Origin of the sequence: Flagellimonas halotolerans (assembly GCF_035818535.1) — a bacterium.
GTDB classification, from domain to species: Bacteria; Bacteroidota; Bacteroidia; order Flavobacteriales; family Flavobacteriaceae; genus Flagellimonas; species Flagellimonas halotolerans.
Window position 1 is genome coordinate 13,921 of sequence record NZ_JAYKYV010000017.1, and the last position, 19,003, is coordinate 32,923.

The following is a 19,003-nucleotide window of genomic DNA, read 5'->3' on the forward strand; positions in this document are numbered from 1 at the left end:
TATCAGTCTCTTTGATGAACAACTATAGTTTGCATCTAATACTCACAACCATTTATTTTAATCGGAAGATTCTTCTGATGGGAAAATCCCTAATTGGTTGTTAGGCGGTTTCTTTTTGTTATAGCCTATTTGTCGAGATTGATTTGAATTGGTGATTCCGTTCCTGACTTGCTTAGCCAAATGAGAAATAATATTTGGGTTGTGTTTGGGCCTAGTTCCATTTGTCCTAGAAAGTAGTATAGAACAAACCTCTGCGAACTTTTCAGGATTGTTTTTGCGGAGTTGTTTAAAGGTGGTGGTAAGAGCATATTTTGCACCTTCTTTCTCGTGTTCTAAAGATAGGCCAGTTATAGGGCAAATTCTAGAATGTGAAACCGGTATGATTTCTCCCTTTAACATAGGGGAAACTATACGGTTTTCATTTTTGGTTAGGGGTGCGGAAATCATACGGTTTTCGTCAAAGAGTGTGTTTAATTTATCTTCAATCGATTCTATGAGTTTTTTGTTGAGGTTGTTGCCTGATTTGTCCAAGTAACTTAAATAGGTTTTCTTTTTTTCGTAGAATGCGCTGGGTCGTTTTTGATTAAGGGTGTTGAACCAGAAGGAAGAGTTTGAGTACTCCTTTAACTTGTTTGCCTCTCTGTTGTTTAAATTGTTTAGACTGGGCTCTGTGTCAATGATCAACACCATTCTCGCATTCGCAATTATATCAGCCTTCATTTTATAGTATGGTTCGATGTTCAATAAATCCCCCAAATGAAATATGCCCAATGGGTTTATTCTTTTTGAGCGTTTAGTTTTGACTTCAAAACGAAGAGTGTCCTCATGGCAATATTCTGGATACTGAAAACCCTTTGAATAGAATTTTAAAAGTAGATACTTGTCGTTTGCTTTACCCTTTTTATTTACTGAGTAAGCCTTTTTACTATAATAATTTTCTTTGTCGCGATTAAACTCATTTTTGATATGATAGATTGGAAAGGAAATCAATTCTTTGCCATAACCGTCTAGGATAAAGTTTAGGCCATATTCAAGATTAACCACTTTAAAATGCTCAAGATGATGTATGTGAAAAAGGCTTATGAACCTTTGAATTGTATCAATTGCTTGGTAAGGTGTGAAATCGTTTGCGTTGTGTTGGTCATTATTGAACCAATAGTGAGGCTTAAAACGTATTTCTAAGCGTTCAGTTCCCTCTTCTGATTTTTGCGGTGAATGAGGCACTAAAATGAATTCAATACCTTCATAATTCTTTGTTTCGGTTTTTAGTATTTCACCAGTATTCAATTCGACTTTTAAGAGTTCGCTGTTAAAATGAAGCAACGGGTTGGTCCAAATTTTTTTTATGGACTCCATGTTGGTAATTATCATTTTAACGTAATCAATCATTATCTTTATTCCGTTGTCTATGCTGATAACATTTTTGAACAAAATAGATAAGGGGGCTAATAAACTTAGACCCCTTTTCTTTTGTATTGATTGATAGCAAATTTCTTGGTGAAACCCCTAGCGTTTTTGGGGTAGAACTTTGGAAAGAAATAGATTTTTAAAACGTTCCCCATCTCCCACAGTTCAAAAATGACCAAATCCTTTTTTTGGTTCAAATCACCATACATAAATCGGGGCTCCCCACTATTGAACATTCCCGTGGTTGGTTGGTCATAATCATAAGGATCCTTGGATTCGGATAACCAATGCCTCACCCATTTGGCTTTTGATTTCCCTGTATCTCGTGTGGTTTTTAAATAGGGCTCAAATATTGTTAAACCATCATCGTATCTATAAATTGCGGTGCCGCCAGACAAGGCGATTCTGTGATAAGTGATTTGGACGAATGTTTTTCCGTTATAAGTGTTCATAGCCTAATCTATTTTAACCAGTGAATCCATTATATCGGACAGCCGAAATAAAATTTTCCCTCCGATTCCATATTTGGGAAATTTTCCGGCCCGGGCCCAGCGATCAATAGAAGTTTGATCACATCTTAATAGTTCTGCAGCCTCTTTTTTAGTTACAAAGACCTTTTTTTGATTTGAAGTTTTGTTGAAATTCATGTCGAACATTTTTTAAAATCTGAGGTAAACTTATGCTCGAACAAGCATCTGGCAAGTAGCAACACGTTAGTGCAGAATGTGTTACATACTTATATCATTTAGGAATGTCGGTATAAAAATATGTTTCATACATATTATGAATTGTAACAACTCTGCGATTTTAACAGTACTAAAAAAGGAGAAATAATTCATTTTGAATTGAAACAGGGACACATCAAAAGTCTTGGTCAATTTGATAGGTCTAAGGAGTTTTTTTAGAAATGCAAGGAAAGTGCAAGGAAGCAAAAACAAAAAACCCTATAAACACTAGGTCTACAGGGTTTAGATGTACTCGAGGCGGGACTTGAACCCGCACGGGCAATAATGCCCACAGGATTTTAAGTCCGGCGTGTCTACCAATTCCACCACTCGAGCAGGACTTTTATGTAAAAAAAAACTCCACCCGTGGTGACTGAGCGGAGTCGAAGTCGAGCGAAAAACGGGATTCGAACCCGCGACCTCCACCTTGGCAAGGTGATGCTCTACCAGCTGAGCTATTTTCGCATTTTAATGAACGATGCACTTTTCCCAAGCGCGGATGCAAATTTATAATATTTCTTTTAAAATGAAAGAATTTTTTCAGGAAGAAGCCTTTTTATTTTTGCCCAAGAGTCGTTTGATCTCGTTTAATTTCATCAAAGCCTCCACAGGTGTCAGTGTATCAATGTCCAAGTGCAATATTTCTTCTTTAATCTCTTCCAACAGTGGGTCGTCCAAATTGAAAAAGCTGAGCTGCATCTCGCTCTGGGATGCTTGCAGTTTATCCGTCATCTCTTCGCTGGAGTGCGATTTTTCCAGTTTTTTAAGGATTTTGTTCGCTTTTTGGATTACTTGCTGGGGCATTCCCGCCATTTTTGCCACATGGATTCCAAAGCTGTGCTCGCTTCCGCCCGGTACCAATTTTCGAAGGAAAAGTACATTGTCCTCTAATTCCTTTACCGATACATTGTAGTTTTTGATCCGGGAAAACGTAGTGGTCATCTCGTTAAGTTCGTGATAATGCGTGGCGAACAGGGTCTTTGCCTTGGCGGGGTGCTCGTGCAAGTATTCGGAAATGGCCCAAGCAATCGAAATACCATCATAAGTGCTCGTTCCCCGACCTATCTCGTCCAAAAGCACCAAACTACGCTCCGAAAGGTTGTTCAAAATCGAAGCTGTCTCGTTCATTTCCACCATAAAGGTCGATTCACCCATCGAAATGTTGTCGCTAGCTCCCACACGCGTAAATATTTTGTCCACCACCCCCAAATTGGCCTCGGTGGCAGGGACAAAACTTCCCATTTGTGCCAAAAGGACAATAAGTGCGGTTTGTCGAAGCAGAGCCGATTTACCACTCATGTTCGGCCCCGTGATCATAATAATCTGTTGCTCTTCACGGTTCAGGAGTACATCATTGGTCACGTAGGCATCGCCTATCGGTAGTTGCTTTTCGATAACAGGATGCCTTCCTTCTTTGATATCGATGTCGGTGGAGTCGTTGACGACCGGTGCCACATAGTTGTTTTCCTTGGCCAATTGGGCAAATCCGCAAAGGCAATCCAGTTGGGCGATAAGTTGAGCGTTCAGCTGCACAGGAGCAATATATTCCTGCATCCAGACGAGCAATTGCTCAAAAAGTTGTTGCTCCAGTTGGTAGATGCGTTCCTCGGCACCCAAAATCTTGGATTCGTACTCCTTTAGCTCTTCGGTAATGTAGCGTTCCGCGTTTACCAAGGTCTGTTTGCGTATCCAACTTTCAGGTACTTTGTCCTTATGGGTGTTTCTAACCTCGATGTAGTAACCAAATACGTTGTTGGAAGCAATTTTTAAGGACGTAATGCCTGTTTCCTTGGTTTCGCGCTCCAGCATTTTGTCCAAGTAATCTTTGCTGGAGAAAGCCAGTCCACGTAATTCGTCCAACTCTTCGGAATAGCCTTGGGCAATGGTGTTGCCCTTGGCAATGTTCACAGGAGCCTCTTCGTTGAGCACTTCTTTGATTTTGGAGCGGAGGACATCACAGTCGTTCAGACGCCCACCGATATTTTTGAGGGAATCGTTGGTGCTGTTTTGGGCCAATTGCTTGATAGGAACGACTGCTTCCAGTGAGTTTTTAAGCTGAACCACCTCTTTTGGGTTGATTTTCCCTGTGGCCAATTTGGAGATCAATCGCTCCAAATCCCCCATTTGTTTAATGTAGCCTTGAATTTTGTTCAGTTGTTCATCTTCATTCTTCAAATAAGAGACAACCTGATGCCGCTGCTGGATTTTTTCAACATTCTTTAAGGGGAGAGCCAACCATCTTTTCAGCAGTCGCCCGCCCATTGGGGAAATGGTCCTATCGATAATGTCCAACAAGGTCACTGCATTTTGATGCGAGGAATGGTAGAGTTCCAGGTTTCTGATGGTAAACCGGTCCATCCAAACATATTCCTCCTCGGCAATACGCTGTATTTTATTGATGTGCTGTAATCGGCTATGCTGGGTTTCGGAGAGATAGTGCAGTACCGCTCCTGATGCAACAATGCCATGGTTAAGGTGGTCAATACCGAAACCCTTTAGGGTTTTTGTACCAAAATGATGGTTTAGGCTCTCCTTGGCGTAATCTTCCTGAAAAATCCAATCTTCCAAAAAGAAGCTGTGGAATTGGTTGCCAAAGCATTCCACAAAATCCTTTCTATGGTTTTTGGAGACCAATACTTCGTTCGGCGAAAAATTCTGAAGCAGTTTGTCCACCTGTTCCACCGACCCTTCGGACGTTAGATATTCCCCTGTGGAAATATCCAAAAAGGAGACCCCCAATTTGTTTCTTCCAAAGTGAACGGCGCTCAAAAAGTTGTTGCTCTTCGCGGTCAAAATATCGTCATTTAACGCAACCCCGGGCGTAACCAGCTCGGTAACCCCTCGTTTTACAATGCTTTTGGTCTGTTTTGGGTCTTCCAATTGGTCGCAAATGGCAACGCGCTGTCCAGCCTTCACCAATTTTGGTAAATAGGTGTTCAGTGAATGGTGCGGAAAGCCTGCCAATTCTGTCTTGTCGCCGCCATTGTTCCTGTGTGTAAGTATAATGCCCAGTATTTTGGCGGCCTTTACCGCATCTTCTCCAAAGGTTTCGTAAAAATCCCCAACACGGAACAGTAGCAGGGCATCAGGGTGTTTTACCTTAATGGCGTTGTACTGTTGCATCAACGGGGTTACTTTCTTTATTTTTTTCTTGGGTGCCAAAGCGATCAGTTATCTATTGATAAAACATTTTAAATCCATTTTAGGACTGTACAAACTCTTAATTGACATTTTGTTATTCCGCACGGTTGCTGAGCGCCCGCCTGTCGGGCGCGCAGGTAGTCAAAGCACGATGCGGAATCTATAGAATCTTAGTTTGATGGATTCCTGTTTTCACAGGAAAGACAAGCCTTAGGCGAATTATTCTCTTATTTTTGCCCTGTACGGGCAGTCGCGATGTTTTTTGTGAATCTTTCGACTGCGCTCAAGGTGACAAAAACTATTGCCAAGTGTTTTGTCAAACACCTTAACTCTATATGTTGTTGAAACGAATATATTGTTTTCATAACCCATCAAAAATTTTTGTTGATATTTTTGCCCCAATGTTTAAAAAATGAGTCGAAAACTGGAAAATAGCGAGCTGGACCGATTGGATGTGGCCAGTTTCAAGGAAGCGAAAAAATCGCATATCATCATCATTTTGGACAATGTCCGTAGCTTGAACAATATCGGTTCCGTCTTCCGTACTGCAGATGCTTTTTTGGTACAGAAAATCTATCTCTGTGGAATTACGGCCACACCGCCCCATAAAGATATTCGTAAAACAGCTTTGGGCGCTACCGAAAGTGTGGAATGGGAATATAAAGAAGATACATTGGAGCTTGTTGGGGCCTTGAGGCAGAGGGGTGTAAAGATAGTTTCGGTGGAACAGGCCCAAAATGCCGTGATGCTCAACGATTACCAAGTTAAACCAGATGAAACAATAGCTTTGATTTTTGGAAATGAAGTGAAAGGGGTGTCACAGGAAGTAGTGAATGCCAGTGATACAGTTTTGGAAATCCCCCAGTTCGGCACTAAACATTCTTTGAACATCTCGGTAAGCACGGGGGTAGTGGTATGGGACATTTGGTCCAAACTAAATGCCCAAAAATAAAGAGGCCCTGAAAAAACAGGGCCATATATAAAGTCTGAGTTAGTTAGTTTCCCGAATTGAGGGTGCTAATAAAATAAAACCATTCGTTATATCCAAACATTTTCCAAAAATTCTCTTAAATGTTTAACGAAAGTATATTGTCCTCCAGCTTTTTTAAAATGAATTCGTAATCGACTGGGTTATGCACAAAATCCAACTCGCCCATGTCCACAATCACACTGTTTTGATTGGGGTTTCCCTTAATGAAATCAAGGTACCCTCGGTTGATTTTTTCTAGGTAAACAGGGTCTATGTTCTGTTCATAATCACGCCCCCTTTTTTTTATGTTGGCCAACAACCGTTCGGTATTTTGGTAGAGGTAGAGATATATTTCTGGCTTTCTTACTTCTTTGTACATAAAGCTAAAGACCTTTCGGTATAGATTGTACTCCTCTTTTTGCAAGGTAATCTTGGCAAAGATCAACGATTTAAAAATGTCATAATCGCTCACCATAAAATTTTTGAAGAGGTCAAACTGTGAGGTATCATCCATAAATTGCTGGTACCTGTCCGCCAAAAAGGACATTTCCAAAGGAAATGCATAGCGTGCTTGGTCTTCATAAAACTTGGGGAGAAATGGGTTGTCCGCAAAACGTTCCAATACCAATTTGGCATTAAAATCATTGCCGATCATTTTGGACAAGGTGGTTTTTCCTGCGCCAATGTTTCCTTCAATGGCAATAAGCTGCAATTGGGAAAAAAGTCCTGACCGATTTTTAAAAAGCTTGTGCTTGGTTTTGGAGAGCCTACTATTGTCCTTACATTCCTGTAAAAGATTTCGGGTGTCCTTGTACAGCACAGGATGGTAAAATTGTGGTGCTATATCTCCCAAAGGCTTCAAAACAAAGTTTCTGTGCTGCATTTGCGGATGTGGAACCACCAAATCATCATTATTTATGACCTCTGATCCAAAATAAATAATATCGATATCCAAAGTTCGCGAACTATATCCTCCTTCTGCGGAACGGATTCTGCCGAACTCTTTTTCAATCTGCAACAAAACATTTAACAACTCCTTGGGGTTGAACGGTGTTAATAGCGATATTACAATGTTTAGGAATTGATCGCCCTCGAAGCCCATTGCAGGATTTTCATAAACCGAGGATATATCCAAGATTTTTCCCACTCCCTTTTCAATGCGAAAAATGGCTTTTTGGAGGTTCGCAAGGCGATTTCCCAAATTACTGCCCAATGAAAGATATACCTTTTGCTTTCTGCCCATAATCGAATAAACAAAGTAAACAAAACAATACTACATTGGTTATATTTGAGGCGTATTAAATTTTATCGAATGAAGTTTTTAAGAAACCTACTGGCCTCAATTTTGGGGAGCTTGGTGGCATTTGGAATATTGACGGGGATGTTCTTCATCTTTTTGGCCCTAATGGGAAGTGTGGACGATGGTGTTGTGGTAAAGGAGAACTCTGTTCTGGAACTCAGTTTTGTGGGGCCTATTTTGGATTACACAGGAAAAGATGAGACCGACCCCTTTGCTGCCTTTAGTGGTGAAGAACTCGGTTTGGATGAAATTTTGCACGCCATCAAAGTCGCCAAAAACGATGATAACATAGAGGGTATTAGCATCACCACAGGATATTTGATGGCAGGGGTCGCCCAAACCCAAGAAATTAGGAAAGCGCTGTTGGATTTTAAATCGAGCGGAAAATTTGTAATGGCACATTCCGATGTGTATGCGCAGCGGGATTATTATCTGGCAAGTGCAGCCGATGAGGTGTACATTAATCCTGTTGGTGTTTTGGACTTTAAGGGACTGGCCACCGAAGTGCTTTTTTATAAAGAACTTCAGGAAAAATCCGGGATTAAAATGGAAGTCATCCGACACGGAAAGTACAAAAGTGCCGTGGAGCCCTTTCTTTCCGATACCATGAGCGAAGAAAACCGTACCCAGATCAAGGAACTGATCACTTCTATTTGGAACGTTATCGTGGACGATATCTCAGCATCAAGGAACATTACCCACCAAAACTTGAACATCATCGCCGATACCCTTGGAGGAAGAACACCGGAGTATGCGGTAGCTTCGGGACTTTTGGACGGAGCCTTGCATTACGATGAGTACGAGGGGCTGCTCAAGGAAAAAATGGAGGTGTCGGAAGATGATGAACTAAACTACGTGGGGCTTAGGGATTATGTGCAGAAAGCCAACAAAAAGAGCATCAGAACAGGGGCGGACAAGATAGCCGTTATCTATGCCCAAGGAGAGATTCTGGGTGGCGAAGGTGGAAAAGATTACATAGGGCAAGACCTTATTGTGGATGCTTTGCATAAAGCAGTGGACAATGAGCGTGTTAAGGCCATTGTACTGCGTGTAAATTCGCCGGGAGGCAGTGCCTTGGTCTCCGATATTATTTGGAGGGAAATACAATTGGCCAAAAAAGAAAAGCCTTTGGTGGTTTCCTTTGGAAATGTAGCGGCTTCCGGTGGGTATTATATCGGCGTGGGGGGCGATAAGATTTTTGCCGAACCTACTACGATTACAGGATCTATAGGTGTTTTTGGTACCATTCCCAACGTTCACGGGCTAGCAAAAAATATGGGGATAAATGCGGAGCAAGTGGGTACCAATAAAAACTCTGTGGATTATTCCTTTTTTGAACCCATGACCGATTCCTTTCGCAATGTTATGCAAGAAAGTATTGAGGAAACCTACGATACCTTTTTGGACCGCGTATCCAAAGGCCGAAATATGCCTGTGGAACGCGTAAACGAAATCGCCCAAGGCAGGATTTGGAGCGGGGTAGATGCCCAAGCACTGGGCTTGGTGGACGAACTCGGTAGTTTGGACGATGCTATTGCCGCCGCTGCCGATATGGTCGGCTTAAAAGATTATGGCGTCCGTAAATACCCCAAGTACAAATCGGATTTTGAGCGGTTTATGGAAGATTTTGGGTCGGTTAAGGCCAAATTGGGAGAGTCCATCATACAAGAGGAAATAGGTACGGAAGCCTACGAAGTTTTGAAGGAGTTCAAGCAATTTACCAAACAAGAAGGTGTCCAGGCCAAGATGCCGTTCAGTCTAAAAATTAAATAAGTCGATTACAATAGTTCTTTATTGAACTTTTAAACTATTTATGACGCAAAAGGACAAGAAGTTAGCATTTTCCATATATCTGTACCTAGGAGCATTGTTCATCACCTCTTTGGTGGTGTCCAACCTTATCTTCCAAAAGTTTTTCTCTTGGAACCCCTTTGGGGATGTTACCGTTTTCGGGGCACCGCTTTTTGAACTTTCGGTGGGAATTTTACCCTATCCAATCACTTTTTTGATCACCGATTTGGTCTCCGAGATTTACGGGCAAAAAAAAGCCAATCAGGTGGTAACGGCAGGTATTTTTGCCTCGATTTTCTCCATGGGCATCATTTTGTTGGCCAATTATTCCAGCGCTATACCAACATCACCTGTGGATGATGCGACTTTTACTGCTGTATTTGGTTTGTCGCCCCTTGGTGTATTGGCTTCGATGTTGGCTTATTTAGGGGCTCAATACATCGATATTACCATTTATCACTTTTGGAAACGGATCACAAATGGTAGGATGTTATGGCTCAGGAACAATTTTTCAACCTTTTCATCCCAGTTTATAGATACTTTTACGGTTGTAGGGCTATTGTGCATTTTTGGTGTGCTTCCTTGGGATAAATTCTACGGATTGTTGATCAGCGGTGTTATTTTTAAGATGATGATTGCCCTGCTCGACACCCCTTTGCTCTATTTTTTCGTATATCTTATGCGAAAAAGATTTAACTTAAAAATAGGGGAAGAAATTTCTTTGGATTGACAACTTCTCCTTTAATTTGTTGTAAAACATACAAGTATGAAGAAAAAAGTCCTAAAAATTACCGCAATAACCCTACTTGTCCTACTAGCAATAATCATTGCCGTCCCGTTATTTCTTCAAGGTAAAATTGAAGAAATCATCAAAACAAAAGTAAACAACAGCATAAATGCGACCTTGGATTTCGAAAAGGCAGACCTTAGTCTTCTCAGAAGTTTCCCGAATGCGAATGTTGCACTGACCAAACTCTCTTTGGTCAACAAGGCTCCTTTTGAGGGCGATACCTTGTTCTCCTCTTCGGAGATTGCGTTGGCCATGTCCATCAAAGAACTGTTCAAATCTGCCGATGAACCTATTGTGATTAAAACGCTGAATATTGATGGTGCCAAGCTGCACATCAAAGCGGATGCCGAAGGCAACGCAAACTACGATATTGCCAAAGAAAGTGAAGAAACAGCCTCAACAACTTCCGAGGCATCCAGCAATAATTTTACGCTGAACATGGATTCCTACGCCATAACCAATTCCCAAATTATTTATGAGGATTTGGCCAGTGGAATGATCTTGGACATTTCCGAGATGAACCATTCGGGAACGGGCGATCTTTCCTTGGAAAAATCGGAACTGAAGACCCTTACCGATGCTTTGGTGTCCTTTGAAATGGACAGTACGCGTTACCTGAACAAGAACAAAATCAATTTGGATGCACTGATCGGGATTGATTTGAGCGAGAACAAATACACTTTTTTGGAAAACAAGGCCATGATCAACCAATTGCCCTTGGTGTTTGATGGTTTTGTGAAGGTCAACGAAGACAATCAAGAAGTGGATATAACTTTTGAGACACCATCATCGGACTTCAAAAACTTTTTGGCCGTAATTCCTGAAGCCTATGCTTCAAATATTGAAAACGTACAGACCACTGGAAATTTTGAGGTGAGGGGTGAATTTAAGGGTGTGGTGGATGATGAACATATTCCAACCTTCAAAATTGCGATCAACTCGGACAATGCATCGTTCAAATATCCAGATTTGCCCAAATCAGTGCGCAATGTGTATATCGATACCGAAATCAACAACGAAACGGGAATCACCGAAGACACTTATGTGAACATTAACAGGTTGTCCTTTCTTATTGATGAGGATAAATTCAACTTGAACGCAAAAATCCGCGAATTAATGGGCAATACCAAGGTAAATGCCCACATGGATGGTAAAATCAACTTGGCGAATATTTCCAAAGCCTATCCCGTGCCGGATGATTATAATCTTAAAGGAATATTGAGTGCCGACGTCACCACGGCCTTTGACATGGCTTCTTTGGAAAAAAAGCAGTACCAGAATACCAAGACCAGCGGAAAAGCATCGGTATCTGGTTTTGAATATGCTTCGGAAGAACTTAAAAATCCGGTGACTATCAACACTGCCGCGGTCACCTTCAACCCGAATACGGTAACCCTTAATTCTTTTAAAGGAAGAACAGGAAGTACGGATTTTGATGCCAAAGGAACATTGACCAATCTGTTGGGCTTTATGTTCAACAATGAAAATATTGAAGGAAACTTTACATTGGCTTCCAATCAGTTTGCCCTGAACGATTTTATGGTAGAGGAAACCGAAGCGGTGGAAACGGAAGGTTCAGAAGAAGAAAAATCGGCCCCAACGGGGGAGGAACGCATCAAAATACCCTCGTTTTTGGATTGTACCATCGAGGCTGTTGCCAATACGGTGGTGTACGATAACCTTAACCTGAAAAACGTTAAAGGTACCTTGGTCATCAAAGATGAAACGGCCACGGTAAAAAACCTTACTTCGGACTTATTCGGGGGCACATTGGGCTTATCGGGGTCTGTATCAACCAAGCAAGAGGCCTCAACATTTGATATGAGTCTTGGAATGAACAATTTCAATATTGGAGAATCTTTTGCAGGATTGGAACTTTTTAAAGTATTGACGCCTTTGGCCAGTGCATTGAACGGGAAGCTCAATTCGGACATAAAAATATCGGGTAACTTACAAGATGATTTTACGCCGAACTTGGCCACCATCTCCGGTAACCTTTTGGCAGAGCTCCTAAATCCAACGGTAGACACCCAAAAAGCACCCTTGGTATCGGCTTTGGACAGTAAGCTTAGTTTTTTAAATACCAAGGAAATTAATTTGGACGGGCTTAAAACTGCGTTGACTTTTGACAATGGTTCGGTTAAAGTGAAACCCTTTACCTTAAATTACAAGGATATTGCCATTGATGTAAATGGAAGCCACTCGTTCGACAAGCAAATGAATTACTCGGCCACTTTGAATGTACCTGCCAAATACTTGGGATCCGAAGTGAACAAGCTCATCGCCCAATTGAACGATGACAGTGTGGGAGAGGTAACGGTCCCCGTAACCGCAAATATTGGAGGTAATTTCACCAATCCATCTGTAAGTACCGATTTAACGTCGAGCGTAAAAACATTGACTGCCAAGTTGGTGGAAATGCAAAAACAAAAATTGATCAACAAAGGCAAGGACAAGGCAAAAGACCTTTTATCCGATGCCTTTAAAAAAGATGAAACCGATACGACTTCGACCAAGTCCGGTGGGGTTAAGGAAGCCATTGGGAATATATTGGGAGACAAAAAGGACACATCTGCAACGGATAGCACAAAGGCCAAAAAGGAGGACGAAGTAAAAGATGCCGCGAAATCCATTTTGGGCGGACTGCTCGGCAAAAAGAAAAAGGATACGGTAAACCAATAAGACAGTTATTTGTCAGTTTAAGTGCAGTCGGAAATTTAAAATGTATTGATAATCATTGGGTTTCGACTTTAGTTTATCCTGAGCGTAGTCGAAGGGGTCAACCCGACAAAGCCAAGAACGGCCTCTTTTTTATTCCTTTATTTTGGTATCTATGGTTTTCAGAATCCCATCTATACTTTGCATTAAAGGATTGTAATGGGTTGTCTCCGTTTTTATACCTGTTAGGATGAACATGAGCATATTGTTCTCTGATGGCAGTTGAGTAGGATGTTCAGCTTCGGTGTAAATTTAATGGGGCTAATTATAGCCTGTGGCTACAGCAAATATTATGGTCAATGCCCCAATCAAAAGCATGAGCAAAGTGGGTTTAAGTGCAAATTTCAACCATTTGTCGTATGGGATTTTGGCAATCGCGATTATGGCCATTAATGCGCCATTGGTGGGTACGATCATATCGGACATAATGGCCCCATATTGAAAGGCCAACACGCAAACTTGTCTAGATAACCCTATTAAATCCGAAAGCGGTACCAATATGGGCATGGTTAAAACCGCTTGCCCGGAATAGCTGGGAACGGGAAAATGTAAAAGGGAGTGTGAAACCATCATAAGAACTCCAGAAGCCGCTGGAGGAAGGTATTGTAAAGGTCCAAATAAACCATAAACAATGGTATCCATGATCATTCCATCTTTCAACAGGATAGAAATGCTGTTGGCCAATCCTATAATGATACAAGCAAAAACCATTTCTTTCATCCCTGCGACATAGGTTTCGCCAGTTTTGTTCCACCCCATTTTCGCAATAAGCCCAGAGAGTATACCTAGTGCAAAAAAGCAGCCCGACATTTCGCTAAAGCCCCAATCAAATCGGATTATCCCAAAAACAACAAGGGTAAACGTAAGGGTCAACAACGATAGAATTATTTTGTTGCGAAGATTCATCGAGGTGTTTTCCGTGGCCATTTTTACTTTTTCAACCCTATTTCTTTTGGCGTAATAGAGAAGGTAAGCCGACCAGACGGCAAAGGCGATAAAGAGTGCTACGAGCCGTAAAGAACTCCCCGACAAAAGAGGTAAGGCAGCTTCTTTTTGTGCAATGATAATCCCAAAGGGGTTAGAGGGGCCAAAGGAACTACCAACTACAGTGGAACCATAGCTGGCAAAAATCATGGTAAAAGCGTTGTGGCCCAAACTTTTACCGAACAAAAGCAAAATTGGGACTAGGGCCACTACTTCTTCTTGTAAACCAATGGTTGCTCCGCCTGCTGTAAATAGCCCGGCAAGCATTACAAGGGCCAAATTTTCTTTTCCCTTTAGGGATGAAACCAGTTTTGCCAATCCTTGATTAAAGGTTTCTGTTTTTTCAATAATATAAAAACAGCCTCCGATCAAGAGAATGAGAACAATTAGTTCGGCACGGTCCGCTATTCCCTTAGGTATGGAAACTATAAGGTCAAAAAAGGATGGGCTATCTGTGTCTATTTGTTGGTACGAGTCATTGACCACACGAGTAATACCGGTTTCCGAATCAACTATTCTTTCGTAAGTCCCTTGCGGTATGGTGTAAGTGAGTATCCAAACCAGGAGAATTACACCTAGGAGGATAACAAAGGCGTTGGGAAAGTTTTTCATGTTGGTGGTGTTGGTTAGAATGGTAAAGGCATATTGTTGACGCCCTAAAAACCTAACCATGATCAACAACGTGGGAGCGAAATATTTCTTTAAAATAGGTGTTTTTATCGTAAAACACCCATAATCAGGGATTTATTTTTAATGGGAAAGTATATCCCCCGAACATTAAGGATTCAAATTGGAAAGTCTGGGATTATTTGAAGGCGATCCCTACATAATAACCCTCGCTACCCCTAACATTGAATACTGTATTGTCCTCAAAAATGAGGTATTGCCCCTTAATGCCCTTAAGCACGCCTTTATAGCTTGGGGTTTTGTCCAAATTAAGGCTTTTTACCTTTTCAGGATATTGCAGCACGGGAAACTCCAAATGGGTCTCTTCTTTATCATCCAAAAAATAAGCAATGGCCTCATCTGGGATGCTTGCCTTTAACTTGTTGCGCCACGCTACCAAATCCACATCCTCAATATCATTTTTGAGCATTTTTTGCCAGCTGGTCTTGTCGCTCACATGGTCTTTGAGGGCAACCTCGGTAATCCCTGCCAAATAACGGTTGGGAACCTCTACAATTTCGATGGCCTCGTGAGCCCCTTGGTCTATCCATCGGGTTGGCACCTGCGATTTACGGGTAACCCCAACCTTAATGTTACTGGAATTGGCCAAATACACAATGTGTGGCTGTAGCTGCATCTTTTTTTCAAACTCAAGGTCTCGGTCCTCTTTGTCCAAATGGGCCGTACTCAGTTCAGGTTTCATAATCCAATCGCCGGCACGGGGCGTTTCAAAAAAACAGGACTTACAAAACCCCTGTCGATAAATAGGTTTGTCCTCACCACAGTTTAAACATTGAAATTTGATAAAATCTATCTGAAGTTCCTTGTTCAAACCTTGATTCATATTGATAAAGTCGTTCTCAAAAACCAAAAAATATTGAATGGGATTTCCAATTTCCGTTCGCATCTTTCTCAGTACTCCTTCGTATACCATATTAAAATGAATGTATTTATCTTATTTGAAAATGAGTGTTAGAAAAGCTATTTTAGCGGTTGGACCAACCTTAGTTTCTTTGGTTAAAGATACCTAAAATGCCAATACCATTATTCAATTCCATTGCTTCTTGGTTATTGAGAAAGCGCTACCATCAAATAGAGCTTTTTTTAAAGTACCCTTTGGATGTTCAGAATGAGGTGCTGCACCAGCTTTTGGACTTTTCCAAAGATACGGTGATCGGCAAACAATATGGGTTTCAAGACCTTCCCAAGTATGATGAATTCCGGAATAGGGTACCTATTGTAACCTACGAAGATGTTGCCCCGCTTATTGAGCGTACACGTAGGGGCGAGCAGAACCTGTTTTGGCCCACTTCCATTAAATGGTTTGCCAAAAGCAGCGGGACCACCAATGCAAAGAGCAAGTTTATTCCCGTAAGTACCGAGGCCTTGGAGGATTGCCATTACAAATCGAGCAAGGACTTGTTGTGCCTGTACCTCAACAACAATGAAAACTCTCAATTATTTACAGGGAAAAGTTTAAGATTGGGCGGCAGCAAGGAACTTTACGAGGATAACGGGACTTTTTTTGGCGATCTCTCTGCCATATTAATCGATAATATGCCCCTTTGGGCGGAATACAGTAGTACGCCGAGCAACAAGGTTTCCCTTATGACCGAATGGGAATCCAAACTGGAGGCCATTATCGAGGAAAGCATCCGTGAGAATGTGACCAGTTTGGTCGGCGTGCCGTCTTGGATGTTGGTATTGCTCAATCAGGTTTTGGAGAAAACAGGAAAAAACCACTTGTTCGAGATTTGGGAAAATTTGGAGGTGTATTTTCACGGAGGGGTAAGTTTTACGCCCTATAAGAACCAGTATAAAAAACTCTTGCCCAGAAAAAGGTTCAATTATTACGAAACCTATAATGCATCCGAAGGGTTCTTCGGTATCCAAGATCAAAACAACTCCGATGAGCTTTTGCTGATGTTGGATTATGGGATTTTCTATGAGTTTATACCGATGGATTCCAATGGGGAAGGAGAAGAGGCCATTCCGCTTTGGGACGTTCAACAGGGGGTTAATTATGCCATGGTCATCACCACCAATGCAGGCTTATGGCGCTATAAAATCGGCGACACCATACGATTTACTTCCAAAAACCCGTACCGCATCAAGATCACAGGCCGTACCAAACACCATATCAATGTATTTGGCGAAGAGTTGATCATAGAAAATGCAGAGGAAGCCTTAAAGCAGGTTTGTTTAAAGACAGCGGCAGAGATAGTGGATTATACCGCCGCCCCCATTTTTATGACGGGCAAGGAAAAAGGCGCACATGAGTGGATGATAGAGTTTAGAAAACCACCGAAGAGTATTGCCTATTTTACCGAAATGCTGGACAATGCCCTTAAATCCCTGAACTCGGACTATGAGGCCAAGCGCTATAACAACATCACCTTAAAGATGCCGAAAGTACATGTAGCGCGTAAGAATTTGTTCCATCAGTGGCTCAAGTCCCAGAACAAGCTGGGTGGCCAACACAAAATTCCAAGATTGTCCAATGAGAGGAACTGTATCGAGGAGCTTCTCCAAATGAATGTGCAATAAGAGCAGTTTACCGTAAAAAAATGACGTTCATCCAAGGCTTACGAAAACGTTTTCGTAAATTTGGACCGTTCACCGTGGAATTTTTTCTTTTGAACAAATAAAAGAGGATTTGCAACGTTTATTGATGAAATTCCCCCTATCAAATCATTTTGTAAACACAAAACCATTAAAAATCATGGCAGAAGAAAAGCTTGTTATAATTTCAGACAAATGGGGATCCAAAAAGGGACTTTGGATAGCCTCTTATTTTGGTTATCTTCAACAGTACTACGATATTGTCTTTTACGATTGTCAACAATTGGGCAATATTGATGTTTCTATTTCCTCAGAGGAAAATATAGACAGGGCCTTCAAGGAAAATGGAATTCAAAGGGCGGTATACAACCTGATCAAAAAGGAAACCCAACCAGCGCATTATTTAGCTTTTGGTATGGGAGCAACGGTTATTTACAAAGCTTCGTTAATGGGCTTGCCAACAAAAACGATTACCGCTATTTCCGCTGTTGGCATTGAAGCAGAAGAACAAACAGCACCCACCGATGTGCAATTGATTTACGGAGAGTGCGATAAATCCAAGCCCGGGTTAAAGTGGGCCAAAAGTGTTGGTACCAATCTAAGGATTGTTCCCAATTTTGGGCACACCCTTTATTCCGATGAGAAAATTATCTCGGAAATTAGTTTGGAACTATTGGAGAATGTTACTAAAAAAGCAGTCTAAATTAAGAGACTGCTTTTAATTTTTTCACTGTTTCGTAAGAGAGCTTTTTCTCGGCATATCCTTTTGTTACCTTAAACTCCGTTTCCTCACTACTGGGTAGGGAGAACATGGCATCGGTGAACACGGCTTCGCAAAGAGAGCGCAAGCCCCGGGCACCAAGCTTGTACTCCACGGCTTTTTCAACAATATAGTCCAAGGCGTGATCGGTAATGGTAAACTTGATGTCATCCATGGCAAACAGTTTTTCGTACTGCTTTATGATGGCATTTTTCGGCTCTGTTAAAATGGCACGAAGCGTTTTGGAGTCCAATGGGTTCATGTGGGTGAGCACAGGGAGCCTTCCGATAATTTCAGGAATAAGACCAAACTCCTTCAAGTCTTTAGGTATTATATACTGAAGGATATTTTCTTGGTCCAAGTTTTCATCTGCTTTGGAAGCACTATACCCAACAGCTTGCATGTTCAAACGTTTGGTAATGATACGTTCTATTCCATCAAAGGCGCCACCTGCAACAAAAAGGATGTTTTCGGTGTTTACCTCTATGAATTTTTGGTCGGGGTGTTTACGGCCACCTTTAGGTGGAACGTTGACAGTGGTGCCTTCCAAAAGTTTTAAAAGCCCTTGTTGAACCCCTTCCCCGGACACATCGCGGGTAATGGACGGGTTATCGCTTTTCCTGGCAATCTTGTCTATTTCATCAATAAAAACAATACCGCGTTCCGCTTTTTCCAAATTGTAGTCTGCAGCTTGTAGCAAGCGGGTCAAAATACTTTCCACATCTTCACCAACGTAACCGGCCTCCGTTAAAACTGTGGCATCTACAATGGCAAGGGGTACATTGAGCATTTTGGCAATGGTCTTGGCTATAAGGGTTTTACCGGTTCCGGTTTGCCCCACCATAATAATATTGCTTTTTTGGATTTCGATATCATCATCCTTGCCCTTGGGCTGCAACAATCTTTTGTAGTGGTTATAAACTGCTACGGACATTACCTTCTTGGTTCTTTCTTGTCCTATTACGAATGTATCCAAGAAATCATGGATCTCCATAGGTTTTTTTAAGACCAGTTCGGAGGATAGATCTTGGTTTTTTGATTGCTTGGATTCTTCGGCTACAATACTATGGGCTTGCTCAATACATCTATCGCAAATATGCGCATCGAGTCCGGCGATCAATAAATTGGTCTCCGGCTTTTTTCTACCACAGAAAGAACATTCCAAATTTTCCTTTGCCATATAATTTTA

The 19,003-nt window shown here is 41.6% G+C and carries 14 protein-coding genes and 2 tRNA genes; 6 read left to right on the forward strand and 10 right to left on the reverse strand.

The window, feature by feature from the left end:
- Positions 1-57 precede the first annotated feature (57 nt).
- From VM932_RS15000 to mutS, 6 genes are all read right to left on the reverse strand, one after another.
- Positions 58-1,356, reverse strand: coding sequence for a hypothetical protein (locus VM932_RS15000; RefSeq protein ID WP_326279815.1), 1,299 nt, complete (start codon positions 1,354-1,356; stop codon positions 58-60).
- Positions 1,357-1,454: 98 nt separating this feature from the next.
- On the reverse strand, positions 1,455-1,859 hold the full coding sequence (locus VM932_RS15005; protein WP_326279817.1) for a hypothetical protein: 405 nt from the start codon (positions 1,857-1,859) through the stop codon (positions 1,455-1,457).
- Between the two features lie 3 nt (positions 1,860-1,862).
- Positions 1,863-2,063, reverse strand: a complete 201-nt coding sequence (locus tag VM932_RS16800; protein ID WP_108244864.1) for a helix-turn-helix domain-containing protein — start codon at positions 2,061-2,063, stop codon at positions 1,863-1,865.
- Positions 2,064-2,382: 319 nt separating this feature from the next.
- A tRNA-Leu gene (locus VM932_RS15010) sits at positions 2,383-2,468 on the reverse strand.
- Positions 2,469-2,524: 56 nt separating this feature from the next.
- Positions 2,525-2,597: transfer RNA gene (locus VM932_RS15015), tRNA-Gly, on the reverse strand.
- 75 nt (positions 2,598-2,672) lie between these two features.
- Positions 2,673-5,255 (reverse strand): DNA mismatch repair protein MutS, encoded by a 2,583-nt coding sequence (gene mutS, locus VM932_RS15020; RefSeq protein WP_326279896.1) that lies wholly within the window; start codon positions 5,253-5,255, stop codon positions 2,673-2,675.
- A gap of 430 nt (positions 5,256-5,685) precedes the next feature.
- Between mutS and VM932_RS15025 the strand changes: the two genes are divergently transcribed.
- Positions 5,686-6,225 (forward strand): RNA methyltransferase, encoded by a 540-nt coding sequence (locus tag VM932_RS15025; RefSeq protein WP_326279819.1) that lies wholly within the window; start codon positions 5,686-5,688, stop codon positions 6,223-6,225.
- Positions 6,226-6,340: 115 nt separating this feature from the next.
- Here the strand turns inward: VM932_RS15025 and folK are convergent, their stop codons facing one another.
- Positions 6,341-7,486: a 2-amino-4-hydroxy-6-hydroxymethyldihydropteridine diphosphokinase gene (gene folK / locus VM932_RS15030; RefSeq protein ID WP_326279821.1), complete on the reverse strand. Its 1,146-nt coding sequence runs from the start codon at positions 7,484-7,486 to the stop codon at positions 6,341-6,343.
- A gap of 69 nt (positions 7,487-7,555) precedes the next feature.
- Here folK and sppA point away from each other — a divergent pair, with 69 nt between their 5' ends.
- From sppA to VM932_RS15045, 3 genes are read left to right on the forward strand one after another with little or no spacing between them, the layout of a single operon-like run.
- Positions 7,556-9,316: a signal peptide peptidase SppA gene (gene sppA, locus VM932_RS15035; protein ID WP_326279824.1), complete on the forward strand. Its 1,761-nt coding sequence runs from the start codon at positions 7,556-7,558 to the stop codon at positions 9,314-9,316.
- A gap of 40 nt (positions 9,317-9,356) precedes the next feature.
- Positions 9,357-10,064 carry a queuosine precursor transporter gene (locus tag VM932_RS15040; RefSeq protein WP_326279826.1) on the forward strand — a complete coding sequence of 236 codons (708 nt, stop codon included), beginning with the start codon at positions 9,357-9,359 and terminating at the stop codon, positions 10,062-10,064.
- Positions 10,065-10,100: 36 nt separating this feature from the next.
- On the forward strand, positions 10,101-12,806 hold the full coding sequence (locus VM932_RS15045) for an AsmA-like C-terminal region-containing protein (protein WP_326279828.1): 2,706 nt from the start codon (positions 10,101-10,103) through the stop codon (positions 12,804-12,806).
- 297 nt (positions 12,807-13,103) lie between these two features.
- On the opposite strand, the gene VM932_RS15050 is transcribed toward VM932_RS15045, so the two are convergent.
- Entirely contained in the window at positions 13,104-14,438 is a 1,335-nt protein-coding gene (locus VM932_RS15050; RefSeq protein WP_326279830.1) for a YfcC family protein, read from the reverse strand.
- Between the two features lie 193 nt (positions 14,439-14,631).
- On the reverse strand, positions 14,632-15,426 hold the full coding sequence (locus tag VM932_RS15055; RefSeq protein WP_326279832.1) for a DUF2797 domain-containing protein: 795 nt from the start codon (positions 15,424-15,426) through the stop codon (positions 14,632-14,634).
- Between the two features lie 98 nt (positions 15,427-15,524).
- Here VM932_RS15055 and VM932_RS15060 point away from each other — a divergent pair, with 98 nt between their 5' ends.
- Positions 15,525-17,039, forward strand: a complete 1,515-nt coding sequence (locus VM932_RS15060) for a GH3 auxin-responsive promoter family protein (RefSeq protein WP_326279833.1) — start codon at positions 15,525-15,527, stop codon at positions 17,037-17,039.
- 175 nt (positions 17,040-17,214) lie between these two features.
- A complete protein-coding gene (locus VM932_RS15065) occupies positions 17,215-17,757 on the forward strand; it encodes a hypothetical protein (protein WP_326279834.1) in 543 nt (180 codons plus the stop codon).
- A 1-nt stretch (position 17,758) separates the two neighbouring features.
- On the opposite strand, the gene clpX is transcribed toward VM932_RS15065, so the two are convergent.
- Positions 17,759-18,994, reverse strand: a complete 1,236-nt coding sequence (clpX, locus tag VM932_RS15070) for an ATP-dependent Clp protease ATP-binding subunit ClpX (protein ID WP_326279837.1) — start codon at positions 18,992-18,994, stop codon at positions 17,759-17,761.
- Positions 18,995-19,003 lie beyond the last annotated feature (9 nt).